We start from the raw sequence: 14839 nt of genomic DNA, 5'->3' as shown, positions 1-14839 counted from the left end.
TCATACCGAATGCCGCGAACATAACATCAGGAGACACGCATGAAACTCACGCAACGCATTACGGCGGGCGCATTAGTCGCGCTGGCCGCATCGGTCGGCACAACGGCTCACGCGAAAGACGCAAAAGATATTTCGGTAGCCGTCATTCCCAAAGTCGCCGTGCCGTTCTTCGACGACTGCAACAAGGGTGCGAAAACGGCGGCCGACAAAGCCGGCGTGAAATACCAATGGGTGGTGCCGCAAAACACCCAGGGCTCCACGCAGGTACAGATCATCGAAGATCTGATTTCAAGGCACGTGGATGGCATTGCGATATCTGTCAATGAGCCGAAGTCGGTCGAGAGCGTGATGAAGCGCGCGGAGCAAAGCGGCATCAAGGTGCTGACGTACGATTCGGATTCGCCGAAAAGCGGCCGGTCGATGTACATCGGCACGAACAACGAACAGGCGGGCGCCACCATGGCCGAAACGATGGGCAAGGCGCTCAATGGTCAGGGTGAAGTCGCGATCATCACGGGGCAGCTCGGCGCGGTCAATCTGAACGAACGCATTGCCGGCATCAAGAAGGGCCTGGCGAAGTATCCGGGCATCAAGGTGGTCGAGACGCAAGGCACCGACGACGACCTGGCGCGCGGCGTGTCGGTCGTCGAAACCACGCTGCGCGCGCATCCGAACCTCAAGGGCATTTTCGGCGTGAGCCAGGTCGGCGGGCCGGCGGTCGCGAAAGTGCTCAACACGCGGGAATTCGGCGCGATGAAGGGCAAGCTCGAAGTGCTTGCCTTCGACGATCTTCCGGACACGCTCAAAGGTCTCAAGGACGGCTACATTCAGGGCATCATGGTCCAGCGCCCGGTGACGATGGGCTCGCTCGCGGTCGACCATCTCGTCGCGCAGATCCAGGGCCAGGAGGGCCAGCCGAAGGACATCGACACGGGCGTGACCGTGGTCACGAAGGACAACATGACCAGCTATACGAAGTGATGAGCCCCGTGACAGGCGTTCCGTTTCTGGAGATGCGCAACATCTCCAGAACCTTCCCCGGCGTCAAGGCGCTCGATCGCGTGAATCTCGAGATCCGCGCGGGCGAAGTGCTCGCGCTTGCCGGCGAGAACGGCGCCGGCAAAAGCACGTTGATGAAGATACTCACCGGTATCTATGCGCCCGACGCAGGCGGCACGATTCTCATCGAAGGGCAGGAAGTCACGCTGGCCGACAGCCATCACGCTCGCGCGCTCGGCGTGAACATCATTTACCAGGAACTGGCGGTCGTGGGCAATCTCACCGTCGGCGAGAACATCTTTCTCGCGAGGGAACCGCGCACGCGGCTCGGGCTGATCGACCGTCCGCGCATGTATCGCGAGGCGCGCGAGGTGCTGGCCACCATCGACATGGATATCGATCCCGCCACGCGCGTCAGCGAACTGAGTGTCGGACAGCAGCAGATGATCGAGATCGCCAAGGCATTGTGCGCGCAGTCCAGGGCCATCATCATGGACGAGCCGACAGCGTCGCTCAGTCATCACGAAACGGGCATACTGCTGGGGATAGTCAAGCGCTTGCGCGAACGGAACATCGCCGTGGTGTATATCTCGCATCGTCTTGAGGAAATCTTCGAACTCGCGGATCGCGTGACCGTGCTGCGCGACGGACGCACGGTCGGCACGGCGCCGATTGCCGAGATGACCCGCGAGACACTCGTGCGCATGATGGTGGCGCGCGAGTTGAGCGAACTCTACGGCGAGCCGGATTCTCATGCGAGCGGGGAGGCCGTGCTCGAAGTGCAGGCGCTGTCGCTCAAACCGGTCAGAGGGGCGGCGCCCCGCATTCGCGACGTGAGCTTCACGCTGCATCGCGGCGAAGTGCTTGGCATTGCCGGCCTCGTCGGTTCCGGGCGCACCGAAATAATGGAAATGATCTTCGGCATGCGGGCATGCACGGGATCGATCAGGATCGACGGCAAGCCGGTGGAGATCCGCAATCCCCACGATGCAATCAGAGCCGGCATGGGCTTCGTTACCGAAGACCGCAAGGCCCAGGGGCTCGTGCTCGGCATGAGCGTGCGCGAGAATTTCAGCCTCACGCATCTCGAGCGCTATTCGCCGTGCCAGTTCGTCCAGCATGCGCGTGAACGCGAGAGCTGTCAGCATTTCGTGCGCATGCTGGGCATCAAGACGCCGGGCGTGGAGCAGAAGGTCGTCAACCTGAGCGGCGGCAATCAGCAGAAGATCGTGATCGCCAAGTGGGTCGCGCGCAGCCCGAAAGTGCTGATCGTCGACGAGCCCACGCGCGGGATCGACGTGGGAGCCAAGGCGGAGGTGCACGCGCTGATTGCGAGGCTCGCGGCCGAGGGCATTGGCGTGATCGTCATCTCTTCCGATCTTCTCGAAGTACTTGCCGTGAGCGACCGGATTCTGACGGTGCGGGAAGGCTGCATTAGCGGCGAATTGAGCAGGGCGGAAGCATCGCAGGAAAAGGTGATGGCACTCGCCACCGCCTGAAAATCATTCAACGAAGTAACGGACACGAACATGACCACGATCGTCGTTATACATACCGGCCCAGTCACGGTCGACCCGCTCAAGGCGCAATTCGCCGCGCAATTAGCCGATGCGCGGGTCGTCAATATCGTCGACGACAGCCTGCTTGCCGATGTGCGTTCGGCGGGACACCTGACCCCCGAAGTAACGCGCCGCCTTTATAGCTATATGGCGAATGCGGAAGCGCTCGGCGCGGACATCATTCTCAACGCGTGCTCATCGGTGGGCGAGGCGACCGATCTGCTGCGCGGCATGATCCGCACGCCAATCGTCAAGGTGGACGAAGCGATGGCTGACGAGGCCTGCGCGCTGGGACCGCGGGTCGGCGTGGTCGCTACCGTGTCCACGACGCTGGAGCCCACGGTGCGCCTCATTCGCAGGAAGGCTGTCGAGCGCGGCGTTGAGATCGAGGTGACGGAATGCATCGCGCAAGGCGCATTCGAAGCGCTGCTTGCTGGCGACGCCGCGAAGCACGACGACATCCTCAAGCGCGCGATTATCGAGCTTGCCGGACAGGTGGATGTGATCGTGCTCGCGCAAGTCTCGATGGCGCGCCTCGTGCCGTCGCTCGGCTCGCTCCCGGTGCCGGTGCTGTCGAGTCCGCAGAGCGGCGTGGCGTCGGTCAAGCGCGCATTAGCGGCGCTCTGAACTCGCGCGGCGCCTGGCTTGCGCTTGCCGGCACGGCCGTAAAGCTGGGCGCCCTGGTGATGTAGCGCGTGACGAACGCAGGCGTCAGCACGATCTTGCGCTCGTGCATGTCGACGAAGCCTTCCGCCTTCAGGTCGCTGAAGTGCCGGTTGACGGATTCGCGCGACGTGCCGATGAATTCCGCGAGCTTGTCCTGTGCGATCGGCAAGTCGATCAGGATGGTATCGCCGTGCTCCGGGTGCTCGTGGGCCGCACCCACCTGGCCCGCGAACATGACGAGGATATTGACGAGCCGCTTTCTGACATCGTGCAGCGAGAGATTCTCGATCAACTGCTGTGCTTCCTGCCAGCGCAGATAGTGATTGCGCAGCACGAACTGATTGATGACGTCGTAACGCGCGAGCAGTTCCTTGAAATCGGCCTTGCGGATATAGCAGACCATGCTTGGCGTCAGCGCCTGCGCGTGATGGGAATAGTTCTCTTCGTTGAGCACGTCGCCGTCGCCGAAAATCATGCCCGCCTTCACGAACGCAAGCGTGATTTCCTGGCCGTCCTCGGTCAGACGGTAGAGCCTTACGCTGCCGCTCTTGAGCAGGTACACGTGCTCGCTCGATTCGTCCGGCCGATAGATCACGGCGTTCTTACGCAGCGTGCGATGGTCGCTAAAGGCAGGCATGACCTCGTCGAGGCAATGACATTCGATCAAAGAGAGCAGTTCGCTCTTGCCGACAAACCACATTGTCGTCTCCTTAAATTTGCCTTGCGAATGCAGCGCCCATTCAGGCGTTTGTAATAGCGCGGCGTTGTGCGATTCATTCTACACATCGACCATAAAAACGCGCTCGGCACAGCGCGTTCAGTACTTTGCAAGGCATCGCCGCGCAAGCCGGATTTTGCGCAACGCAGCGCGGCGAGAAGCGTGCATCGACAAGGATGAGCGTCTGGACTTGCTGCGCGTGCGACGCAATTCGCGGCTCGTGAAGGGCGGTAGACGCGAGAAAAAACCAAGGGAAACTCCCTACAAAAACATCAGATGTCTGATGTATATTGGGCGCAGTGACGAGCGAGAGACAACATGCGCCTGAGCGTAGAGCGATCGATGAGCGACAAGATCCAGGAGTCGCTGCTGACCATGATTCGTGAGCGCAAGCTCAAGCCGGGTGACCAGATTCCTACTGAACTGGAGCTCTGCGAACTGCTTGGCGTCGGCCGTTCGAGTTTGCGCGAAGCAGTGGCGCAAATGATCTCGCATGGACTGCTGTCACGGATTCAGGGGCGCGGCACCTTCATCAGACAAATTTCGTTGAAGCTGCAAGGCGGCCTCGATGATCTGATGTCTGTAACTGACATGATCAGGAGCGTGGGCGCCGTACCTTCCACGAGCCGTATTCAGATGGACAGCATTGCCGCATCGGAGAGTCTTGCCGAGAAGCTTGGAATCGCGCCGGGCGACAGTTGCATCCGCATCGAACGGGTGCGCCGCGCCGACGATGCAATTGCCGCTTACTGCATCGACACGATTCCGAAAACGCTTTTCGACGAGGCGCAGGGCGAGTTGGGCGAATCGCTATTCGGCATGTTCGCGCGGACTGGCCGGCGTTTGTCGCATACGCACACGTCGATACAGCCCACTATTCTCACGCCGCGCGATCTGCCCGAGTTGGGCGATGGTTTCGGCATGTTTCTGCTGCTGGACGAAGTGGATTTCGATCAGAGCGGCGAGCCGCTTTGCTATAGCAACGACTACTACAACACGAGCATCTTCAAGTTCGACCTGGTGCGCAAGCGTCGCTAAAGACGTCTTTGGTCGATGAGCGCCGGAAGCAACATCGGAGGAGGCACCGATGGAGTTTGAAGCCTTTACCGCAAGCGAGCTCGCAGCGTATCTCGGCGCCATTCCCAAGGTGCGCGCGCTGCTCGGCGAGCCGGACGATCTGGACGTCGCCGAAGTCGGCGACGGCAATCTGAATTATGTGTACTTCGTGACGAATGCGAAGGCGCCGCAGCGCAGCGTCGTGGTCAAGCAGGCTCCGCCCTTTTTGCGGCTGGTCGGCAAGACGTGGCCGCTGTCGTGTCAGCGCATGGAGCACGAAGTTGCGGCCCTGCGCCGCTTCGGCGCGCTTTGCCCGCAGCATGTGCCCAAGGTGTATCACGCCGACAGCCAGCGTTTTCTGATGGTCATGCAACGGCTCGCGTCGCATTGCATTTTGCGGCAAGGGCTGATGAGCGGCATGACCTATCCGAAGCTCGCGGCGCATCTGTCCACCTATCTCGCGCAGACGCTCTTTCATGGCTCGGATCTGTTCCTTGCGCCCGACATCAAAAAGCAGGCGGTGAGCGCAGCCGTCAATGTCGAACTGTGCAGGATCACTGAAGATCTGGTGTTCACGTTTCCTTTCGAAGATCATCCGTCGAATATTTATAGCCCGGCCTTGCCGCTATCCGCGCTTGAACGTTTGAGAACGAACGAAGCATTGCGTATTGCCGCGGGCGACATGAAGTGGGCATTCATGAACCGCGCGGAGACCTTGCTGCACGGCGATCTGCATACCGGCTCGATCATGGTCAACGAGGACGAGACGTTCGTGATCGATCCGGAGTTCGCTTTCTACGGGCCGATGGGTTTCGACATCGGCGCGGTGCTGGCCAATCTCCTTCTGGCCTATTTCTCGCGCGACTGGCATGGCCGTGCTGACGGAGGCGACCCGGCGGCTTACGAGGAATGGCTGCTGGCTCAGGTGATCGGCATATGGAACGGCGTTAGCGAGCAGTTCGTTGCGCTGTGGCGCGATCACGAAAGCCGCAGCGAGCGCCGCTTTATCGGCGGACAGGGGCAGACACGCGCGCTCGAAGGCTATTGCGCGCATTTCATGCGCCGCCTGCTTGCCGATACGCTCGGTTTTGCCGGCTGCAAGATGATCCGCCGCATCGTCGGCATGGCGAAGGTCGCCGACATCACGCGCATACCGGATGCGCAGGCGCGGGCGCGAATCGAAGTGCGTTGCCTGCGCTGCGCCGAAGCCTTGCTCGTCGAACGCGAGACGCTCACCGACATCGAGCAGGTCGCCATGCTCGCGCGCGAGATTCGCCGCGAGACGCCTGTACACGTTTAACGCACACGGAGCTTTCATGGTTGCGCAGTCCCTGTTCCCCGCGCTGGCCCCTACGATCGAATGGCGCGACGGCGATCTTCTGCTGCTCGATCAGACTCGCCTGCCGCATGAGATCGTCGTGGAGCATGTCGCCGATGCAGCCGCAGTGTGGCGAGCCATTCACGAATTGCGGGTGCGCGGCGCGCCGGCCATCGGCGTCGCGGCGGCGTATGGACTATGCGTCGCTGTTCAGGATGCCCGCGCATTGCCGCTCGCGCAGTTTCGGGCGGAACTCGAACGGCGCGCACGCTGGCTCGACACCGCGCGTCCCACTGCCGTCAATCTGAGCTGGAGCCTCAGACGCATGCTGCAACGTGTGCTCACGTGCGGCGCAAGCGATACCGCTGCGCTTTACGATGCGCTCGTCGACGAGGCGCAGCAGATCCACGCGGAGGACCAGGCGCTGTGCGAAGGCATCGGCCGTCATGGCATGCCGCTCATCGGACAGGGCAGCGGCGTGCTCACACATTGCAACGCGGGGGCGCTTGCCACGACGGGCCTCGGCACTGCAACCGCGCCGATTTACGCAGCGCATCGCGAAGGCGTGACCTTCAAGGTATTCGCGGACGAAACGCGGCCGCTGCTGCAAGGCGCGCGTCTCACCGCGTTCGAATTGCAGCAGGCGGGCGTCGACGTGACGCTGATCATGGACAGCGCAGCCGCTTCGATCATGTCGCAGGGACTCGTGGATCTGGTGATCGTCGGCACCGACCGCGTGGCGGCCAACGGCGACTTTGCCAACAAGATCGGCACGCTCGGGGTTGCCATTGCAGCGAAGCATTACGGCATACCGTTCTACGTGGCGTGCCCGTCGTCGACGCTGGACTTTCGCACGCCGAGCGGCGCGCAGATCGAAATCGAGGAGCGTTGCGACGAAGAGGTCACGCATATCGCGGGACAACGCACGGCGGCGCCGGGCATCAAGGTCCGCAATCCCGCATTCGATGTCACGCCGCAAGAACTCGTCACGGGTTTCATTACTGAACGCGGCATCGTGAGGGCGCCGTTCGAACGATCGCTCGGCAGTCTCTTTCCGGCGGCAGGGAACGCGGCATGAGTGCGGCAACGGAGCGCGCGTTGCGCCGGGACATCGTCGAGACCTCGCTCGAGATGGAACGGCTCGGCATCAACCAGGGCACCTCGGGAAACGTGAGCGCGCGCCTCGGCGATGGTTTTCTGATCACCCCGAGCGGCGTGCCGGCGCGCGAGCTGCGCGAAGACAGCATCGTGTGGCTATCGCTCGACGTGGCCGACGACGCGGACGTGCTGCGCGAAAAGCGTCCGTCGTCCGAATGGCGCATTCATCGCGACATTCTTCGCGCGCGGCAGGAGATGCATGCGGTCGTGCATACGCATTCGATCGCGGCCACGGCGATGGCAATTCATGGACGCGACATTCCGGCGCTGCATTACATGGTGGGGGCAGCAGGCGGCGATTCGATTCGCTGCGCGCCGTACGCGCTGTTCGGCACACAGTTGCTTTCGGACCATGCGCTCGCGGCGTTGCAAGACCGCCGCGCGTGCCTGCTTGCGCATCATGGCGTGGTCGCGCTGGGTGTCGATCTGGCGCGCGCCGTCTGGCTCGCGCACGAAGTGGAAGTGCTGGCAAGGCAGTATCTGCTCGCCTGTCAGCTCGGAGCGCCGCCGCTTCTGTCGGGTGAGCAGATGGACGAGGTGCTGGAAAAGTTCAAGACGTATGGCAGGCGCAAGGAAGCCAAGCATTAGCACGCTTGCTTGAAGGAAGTGGTCGTTCGCATCGCAGTGAAGAAATCCTACAACGGAGACAGCTATGGCCTGGAGTTCAGCAAGATTCGACGGATGGGACGTATTGGGTAAATCGACCTGCGCGGTGTTGCTGTGTGCGGCAGCCGCGCTTGCCGGGTGTTCGAAAAGCGACAACAGTTCGACCAGCAGCAGCTCGACCGGCAGCGCGAGTGAAGCCGCGAGCGCGCCGGCGAGCGCGCCCGTGGCGAACGCAGCGGGCGGCAAGACGAAGATCGGCTTCTCGGTCTCTACGCTCAACAATGCGTTCTTTGTCGGCCTCAAGGCGGGCGTGGAGAAGGGCGCCAAGGAGCAAGGCTTCGATCTCGTGCAGACCAATGCGAACGGCGACGCGCAGCAGCAGGTCAACGACGCCATCAATCTTCTGAGCCAGGGCGTGACAGCACTGGTACTCAATCCGATCGATTCGAAGGCCATCATTCCCGCTGTCGAAAAAGCCAATGCGATGAACATTCCGGTGTTCACGCTGGATCGTGGTTCGGATGGCGGCAAGGTCACGTCTTTTGTTGCATCCGATAACGTTGCGCTAGGGCAGACGGCCGCCAAATGGATCGCCGACCAGTTGACGAAGCGTTACGGCTCGGCGAAAGGCAACGTGGTCGACCTCATCGGGCTCGTCGGCACGACGGCCGCCACCGATCGCGAGAAGGGCTTTAGCGACGAGATCGCGAAGTATCCCGACATCAAGGTGGTCGCGCGTCAGGAAGGCGCATTCGATCAGGAGAAGTCGCTCAACGCGATGACCAATATCCTGCAGAAATACCCTCAGATCGACGCGGTGTTCGGTGCTAACGACGACAACACCGTCGGCGCGGAAAAGGCCATCGACAATGCGGGCCGCTACAAGCCGCTCGACGACAAGCAGCACATTCTCGTGATCGGCGCGGACGGCACGGCGCAGGCACTGTCGGCGATTCGCGCGGGCAAGCAGGACGCGACCATTTCGCAGAACCCGATTCAGATGGCCGCCAAGTCGCTGCAATTCGTCGCGGATTACACCGCGAAAAAGGACGTACCGGCGAACTATGCGTGGCCGACCCTGCTGATCGACAAGTCCAATATCGATTCGGATGCGACGAAGAAATATGGGCTGTGGTCCGAGGAAGTCAAACAGTAAGACGGGTCGCGGGCTGCGTTGCAGCGGACAGTGCGCGCAGCCCGCAAACGGAATGAGGCGACATGACAGTGCAAGCCGAAGAACGGGAGCGCGTGCCCGTCGAGACACCTGTGCCGCTGCTGCGCATGCAGGGCATCGTCAAAAGTTTTCCGGGCGTGAAGGCGTTACGCGGCGTGAGTCTCGAATTGCAGGCCGGGCATGTGATGGCGATCGTCGGCGAAAACGGCGCGGGCAAGTCGTCACTCGTCAAAACGCTGTCGGGCGCGTATGAGCCCGACGAAGGCACGATCGAAATAGACGGCGTGCCGCTGGCGCGCGGCACTCATGCGGCCATCGACGCAGGCGTCGCCGTGATCTATCAGGAACTCTCGCTGATCAACGACATGACGGTGGCGGAAAACCTGTTTCTCGGCCGCATGCCGGCGCGCAAAGGTTTCCTCATGCAGCGCGAAGCCAATCGTCTCGCGCGGGCGGCGCTCGCGCGCGTGGGCCTCGACGATGTGCCGCCGTGGATGCGCCTCGGCGATTTGCCGCTCAACAAGCGCCAACTGGTCGAAGTCGCGAAAGCCATTACGCGCGATGCGCGCATTCTCGTGATGGACGAACCGACCGCGGCGCTGCAAAGCCAGGACATCGTCAATCTGTACGCTGTGGTGCGCAGGCTGCGGGCGGCGGGCATGGGCATCATCTTCATTTCGCATCATCTCGAAGAGGTGTTCGAGCTGGCCGATTCGGCGGTCGTGATGCGCGACGGCGCGACTGTCGGCGCGCGTCCCATGTCGCAATGGACCGAAGCCGAACTCGTGCAGGCGATGGTCGCGCGCAATCTCGAGTCGTTCTATCCGTGGGAGCCGCGCGAGTACGGCGATGTCGTGCTCGAGGTGCGTGATCTCGCCAGTGCGCCGCTGCTGCGCAATGCGAGCTTCAAGGTGCGCGCGGGCGAGATTGTCGGCATAGCGGGAATCGCGGGCGCGGGGCGCACCGAACTGCTGAAAACCATCTTCGGCGCGCTGCCTGCGACGGCCGGCGAGATACGCGTCAAGGGCAGGAAGATCTCGAATCATTCGCCGACCGAAGGCGTGCGTCATGGCCTCGTCTATACGTCCGAGGATCGCAAGCTAGAGGGGCTCGTGCTCGATGCCAGCATCGAGGAAAACATCGCGCTGTCCAGTCTGAAGGCGCTCGCCACGGGCGGATTCGTCAGCCGCGCCAGAAAGCGGAAACTGGCACGCGACGCCAGCACGCGCTTTAACGTGCGTTCGTCGTCGGTCCTGCAGGTCACGGGCACGCTGTCCGGGGGCAACCAGCAGAAGGTGATTCTCGGGCGCGCTACCGCAACACAACCCGTTGTGATCATGCTCGACGAGCCGACGCGCGGCATCGACGTAGGGGCGAAGACGGAAATCTACGCGCATATGGTGTCGATGGCGCGCGCGGGCGCCGCGGTCGTCATGGTGAGCTCCGAATTGCCGGAACTGCTCGGCATGTCGGATCGCGTGCTCGTGATGTATCGCGGCAGCATCGTGACGGAAATTGCGCGCGACAACGCGCATTCCGAAGCTGTCATTCAATGGGCTACAACAGGAGCAGGCGCATGACCTCCACGGCAGCCAACCGCGCGGATACGGAGGCGCTGTCGCGCCGCGTGATTCGCCAACTGAGGAGCGGAATCGGGCCACTGTTCGCGGCGCTCGTGCTGATCTGCATCGCGTTGTCGATCGCATCGCCCGAGTTTCTGACGACCAGCACGCTGACCAACATCATGGTGCAGGTGTCGGTGGTCGGCATAGCGGCGGTGGGCGGGACCTTCGTGATCATCACGTCGGGGATCGATCTTTCGGTCGGCTCGCTCGTCGCGTTGACCGGCATGGTCGCCGCGACTGTGATGGCGGGGTCCACGCCGGGCGCGGTCGGCCTCGGCATTGCTGGGCTATGCGTGGCGCTCGCGGTCGGCGCAGCCGCGGGAGCGTTGAACGGCCTCGCGGTGGCGTGGCTGCGGCTCGTGCCCTTCATCGTCACGCTCGCGATGATGGCGATGGCGCGCGGCCTCACGCTCGCCATTTCGGACGGCCGCACCAAATTCGATTTCCCGAATGCCTTCACCGCGTTCGGCGCGAAGACGGTCGCGGGCCTGCCCATGCCGATGATCGTCATGCTGGTGATCTTCGCCATCGGCCATGTGTTGTTGCGCAAGACGACATTCGGCCATCAGGTGTTCGCAGTGGGTGGCAATCAGGAAGCCGCGCGTCTTGCGGGCATCCCCGTGCATCGCGTCGTGTTCCTCACTTACATGCTGGCCGGCGTGACGGCCGCGATTGCCGGGATCGTGCTGGCGGGGCGGCTCAATTCCGCGCTGCCTTCGGCGGCCAACGGGCTGGAGTTGCAGGTCATCGCGGCGGTCGTGATTGGCGGGACGTCGCTTGCCGGCGGGCGCGGGTCGATTGTCGGAACGTTTATCGGCGTCGTGCTGATCGGCGTGATCAATGTGGGATTGTCGCTGCTCGGCGTCAATCCGTTCTGGACGCAGTTCATACAGGGCGGCGTCATCTTCGCGGCGGTCCTGCTGGATGCGCTCAGTCAGCGGCGCAAGCAGTAAGCGCCTTATTGCATCTGTGAAAGCACCCCAAAACCGGAGGAGCAGCACGTGAAGAAAATCATCAATGAACCGGATGTCTTCGTCGACGAGATTATCGAAGGGCTGCTTGCCGCCCATCCGGCGTGGATCAAAAGCGCAACGGCCGACAAGCGGGCGCTGGTCCGCAAGGACGCGCCGAAAGAGGGGCGCGTGGGCATCGTGACGGGCGGCGGTTCGGGTCATCTGCCCGGCTTTCTCGGCTACGTGGGCGAGGGTTTGTGCAGCGGCGTCGCGGTGGGCAACGTGTTTTCGTCGCCGTCCGCCGAGCAGATTCTGGAGGCCACCAAGGCTGTGAACGGCGGCGCCGGCGTGCTCTACGTCTATGGAAACTACGGCGGCGACGTGCTGAACTTCGATCTCGCCGCCGATCTGGCCGAGCCGGAGGGCATCGAAATTCAGACAGTGGTGCTGACCGACGACGTCGCTTCCGCACCGAAAGAACGCGCCGCGGACCGGCGCGGCGTGGCGGGCATGCTGTTCGCGTTCAAATGCGCGGGAGCGGCAGCGGAGCGCGGCGATTCGCTCGACGACGTGGCGCGCATCTGCGGCAAGGCGAACGCCAGTTGCCGCACCATGGGCGTCGGCCTGTCGCCGACGATCCTGCCCGCCGCCGGCAAGCCGACCTTCACGCTGCCTGAAGGCGAGATGGAGATCGGTATCGGTATTCATGGCGAGCCCGGCACGCACCGCGGCAAGCTCGAATCCGCGGATGCCATTGCGGAGCGCATCACGCGCGAAATTCTCGACGACCTCGACGCGGAGAAAGGCTCACGCGTGGCATTGCTCGTCAACGGCCTCGGCGCGACGCCACTAGAAGAGCTGTATCTGCTCTATCGACGGTCGGCGCGCCTGATCGCGGATCGCGGCCTGAAGGTAGCGCGCTCCTATGTCGGCGAATACGTGACGAGCCTCGAGATGGCGGGCGCATCCATTACGGTGATGCTGCTCGACGACGAGCTTCAGGCGCTGCTCGAAGCGCCGGCGAATTCGCCGTTCTTCCGCGACGGCACGGCATCCTGAAGAGGTCCGGCAATGACTGTATCCAGCAAGGAAATGCGTGAGGTTCTGACGCGCGCACTGAACGCGCTGCCGGCCCACGCCGACGAACTGCGCGAACTCGACGCGGCATTGGGCGACGGCGATCTCGGCATCACGGTACGCGCAGGATCGGCAGCGGTGGTGAAGGCGCTTTCCGCACTGCCCGACGAAGCATCGGTTGCGGATGTGCTGCTGGCTGCCGGCAAGGCGTTCTCGACCGCCAACCCGTCAACGTTCGCGGCGCTCGTGGGCGGCGGCCTGCTTGCTGCTGCCAAGGCGACGGCCGGGGTACAGAGCGCCGGGCGCGCCGACGCGCTGACGATCGGGCGCGCGGTGGCGGCTCGCATCGTCGAGCGCGGCAAGAGTCAGGTCGGCGACAAGACTGTGCTCGATGCGCTTGTTCCGAGCCTCGACACCCTGGAGGCATCGGAAGGCAGCGCCGTCGAACTGCTCGACGCGATGATCGCGACAGCGCAGGCGCAAGTCGCCGCCACGGCCTCGATGCAGTCGCGAAAAGGCCGTGCCGCCTGGGTGCAGGAACGGAGCATCGGCCATGCGGACCCCGGTGCGACCGCTTACGTGCGCTTTCTGGAGGCGCTGCGCACGGCGTTTGCTGCCTAGGGCGACAGAGAGCACGTTGATTGACGGAGCGGGCGGGTTCGCAGCCGCGCTGCCCGCGCCGGAAAAAGCATTCGCGGACGCGGCGATAAGTGTCGCCTGTCGCCGCGTCCGCAGGTTATCGCCCTCCCTGGTAACCGAAGCTCATGCCCCCGCACGTCCATAGCTAGTCCACGCTGCCTCCCGCGTGTCGACCCTACGCGGAGCATGCGCGCCTGCGCTTTGCTGGCGGCTTGCCCGCGTTCGAACGCGTGGCGCGCATGATTAGCGAGACGCCACCGCCCAGACTCCTTAATTCCCACTGTGCCGTTTTGATCACATCGATCATAAAAATGAGCGATTTGCGCAAGTCTGCCGACCGCAGTACACTTGGACATGATCGTTTCAATCAAAAAAGTGACCGATCCGATCAAAACCCAATCAGAGCGGAGACTGGCATGGCCCAAATAAACATCAAGCGCGGCATCGAACGCGTACCCGGCGGCATGATGATCGTCCCCCTGCTGTTAGGCGCGCTCGTCGCGACCTTTCTGCCGGGCATGCCGAAGTTTTTCGGCTCGTTCACGAATGCGCTTTTCACTGGCGCGCTGCCGATTCTCGCGGTGTTCTACGTCTGCATGGGCGCGAGCATCGATGTCAAAGCGACCCCCTATCTGCTCAAAAAGGGCGGGGCGCTGTTTGTCACCAAGGTCGGCGCGGCAATCGTCGTGGGCGTCGTGATGGGCCATTTCCTCGGTGAACAGCCGATTTCGTCCGGGCTGTTCGCCGGCCTGTCGACTCTTGCCGTGGTCGCGGCGATGAACGACACCAACGGCGGGCTCTACATGGCGTTGATGGGCCAGTACGGCCGTTCCGAGGACGTCGGCGCGTACACCATCATGTCGCTCGAATCGGGACCGTTCCTGACGATGGTCACGCTGGGCGTCGCCGGCCTGTCCGCGTTTCCGTGGCCCACGCTCGTCGGCAGCATATTGCCGCTTGTTTTCGGCATGCTGCTCGGCAATCTGGACCGCGAAATGCGGGCGTTTCTCGGCAAAGCTGTCCCGGTCATGATTCCTTTTTTCGCGCTGGCGCTCGGGGCCAGTCTGGACCTGCATAAGGTATGGCAGGCCGGCGTGCTCGGCATTGGTCTTGGCATCGCCGTCGTGATCGTTACCGGCATTCCGCTCTATCTCGCCGACCGTCTGACGGGCGGCACGGGAGTCGCGGGCACCGCCGCGGCGAATACGGCAGGTAATGCGGCCGCCGTGCCCGCGCTGATCGCCGCGGCCAACCCGGTCTACGCGGAAGCAGCGAAAAGCGCGACGCTGCT

General features: G+C 62.9%; 14 protein-coding genes. 13 read left to right on the top strand and 1 reads right to left on the bottom strand.

Translation table 11 applies throughout. The annotated features are described in order from the left end of the window. The first annotated feature begins 39 nt into the window (after positions 1–39). The 3 genes from BGRAMDRAFT_RS15545 to BGRAMDRAFT_RS15535 are packed head-to-tail and all read left to right on the top strand — an operon-like array spanning position 40 to position 3185. Complete coding sequence (locus BGRAMDRAFT_RS15545; RefSeq protein WP_006049734.1) at positions 40–981, top strand: sugar-binding protein; 942 nt, start codon at positions 40–42, stop codon at positions 979–981. Continuing rightward, complete coding sequence (locus BGRAMDRAFT_RS15540; RefSeq protein ID WP_006049733.1) at positions 981–2498, top strand: sugar ABC transporter ATP-binding protein; 1518 nt, start codon at positions 981–983, stop codon at positions 2496–2498. The genes BGRAMDRAFT_RS15545 and BGRAMDRAFT_RS15540 overlap by 1 nt, the downstream gene beginning before the upstream one ends. A 30-nt stretch (positions 2499–2528) precedes the next feature. Beyond that, positions 2529–3185: an aspartate/glutamate racemase family protein gene (locus BGRAMDRAFT_RS15535; RefSeq protein ID WP_006049732.1), complete on the top strand. Its 657-nt coding sequence runs from the start codon at positions 2529–2531 to the stop codon at positions 3183–3185. Here BGRAMDRAFT_RS15535 and BGRAMDRAFT_RS15530 read toward each other — a convergent pair. After that, positions 3160–3924, bottom strand: a complete 765-nt coding sequence (locus BGRAMDRAFT_RS15530) for a Crp/Fnr family transcriptional regulator (RefSeq protein WP_006049731.1) — start codon at positions 3922–3924, stop codon at positions 3160–3162. The genes BGRAMDRAFT_RS15535 and BGRAMDRAFT_RS15530 overlap by 26 nt on opposite strands. A 360-nt stretch (positions 3925–4284) precedes the next feature. On the opposite strand from BGRAMDRAFT_RS15530, the gene BGRAMDRAFT_RS15525 reads away from it, so the two are divergent. From BGRAMDRAFT_RS15525 to BGRAMDRAFT_RS15480, 10 genes are all read left to right on the top strand, one after another. Beyond that, entirely contained in the window at positions 4285–4980 is a 696-nt protein-coding gene (locus tag BGRAMDRAFT_RS15525) for a GntR family transcriptional regulator (protein ID WP_006049730.1), read from the top strand. Positions 4981–5029: 49 nt separating this feature from the next. Next, positions 5030–6298 (top strand): S-methyl-5-thioribose kinase, encoded by a 1269-nt coding sequence (mtnK, locus tag BGRAMDRAFT_RS15520; protein WP_006049729.1) that lies wholly within the window; start codon positions 5030–5032, stop codon positions 6296–6298. Between the two features lie 16 nt (positions 6299–6314). Next, positions 6315–7394 carry an S-methyl-5-thioribose-1-phosphate isomerase gene (gene mtnA, locus BGRAMDRAFT_RS15515; RefSeq protein WP_006049728.1) on the top strand — a complete coding sequence of 360 codons (1080 nt, stop codon included), beginning with the start codon at positions 6315–6317 and terminating at the stop codon, positions 7392–7394. Then, positions 7391–8062 (top strand): class II aldolase/adducin family protein, encoded by a 672-nt coding sequence (locus tag BGRAMDRAFT_RS15510; RefSeq protein ID WP_006049727.1) that lies wholly within the window; start codon positions 7391–7393, stop codon positions 8060–8062. Before mtnA ends, BGRAMDRAFT_RS15510 begins: the two co-directional genes overlap by 4 nt. Before the next feature lie 64 nt (positions 8063–8126). Continuing rightward, positions 8127–9236 (top strand): sugar ABC transporter substrate-binding protein, encoded by a 1110-nt coding sequence (locus BGRAMDRAFT_RS15505; RefSeq protein WP_006049726.1) that lies wholly within the window; start codon positions 8127–8129, stop codon positions 9234–9236. A gap of 62 nt (positions 9237–9298) precedes the next feature. Further along, a complete protein-coding gene (locus BGRAMDRAFT_RS15500) occupies positions 9299–10834 on the top strand; it encodes a sugar ABC transporter ATP-binding protein (protein WP_006049725.1) in 1536 nt (511 codons plus the stop codon). Next, complete coding sequence (locus BGRAMDRAFT_RS15495; protein ID WP_006049724.1) at positions 10831–11832, top strand: ABC transporter permease; 1002 nt, start codon at positions 10831–10833, stop codon at positions 11830–11832. Before BGRAMDRAFT_RS15500 ends, BGRAMDRAFT_RS15495 begins: the two co-directional genes overlap by 4 nt. 48 nt (positions 11833–11880) lie before the next feature. After that, the gene (locus tag BGRAMDRAFT_RS15490; RefSeq protein ID WP_006049723.1) at positions 11881–12891 is read left to right on the top strand and encodes a dihydroxyacetone kinase subunit DhaK; all 1011 of its coding nucleotides are present in this window, start codon (positions 11881–11883) and stop codon (positions 12889–12891) included. Positions 12892–12903: 12 nt separating this feature from the next. Continuing rightward, the gene (locus tag BGRAMDRAFT_RS15485) at positions 12904–13530 is read left to right on the top strand and encodes a DAK2 domain-containing protein (protein WP_006049722.1); all 627 of its coding nucleotides are present in this window, start codon (positions 12904–12906) and stop codon (positions 13528–13530) included. Positions 13531–13964: 434 nt separating this feature from the next. Then, positions 13965–14839: 2-keto-3-deoxygluconate permease (locus BGRAMDRAFT_RS15480; protein ID WP_044021166.1), on the top strand; the 875-nt coding region annotated here is incomplete at its 3' end.

It is taken from the genome of Paraburkholderia graminis C4D1M, assembly GCF_000172415.1.
Lineage (GTDB): Bacteria > Pseudomonadota > Gammaproteobacteria > Burkholderiales > Burkholderiaceae > Paraburkholderia > Paraburkholderia graminis.
The sequence above is the reverse complement of the archived record's forward strand: the minus strand, read 5'-3'. Positions and strand labels throughout refer to the sequence as shown.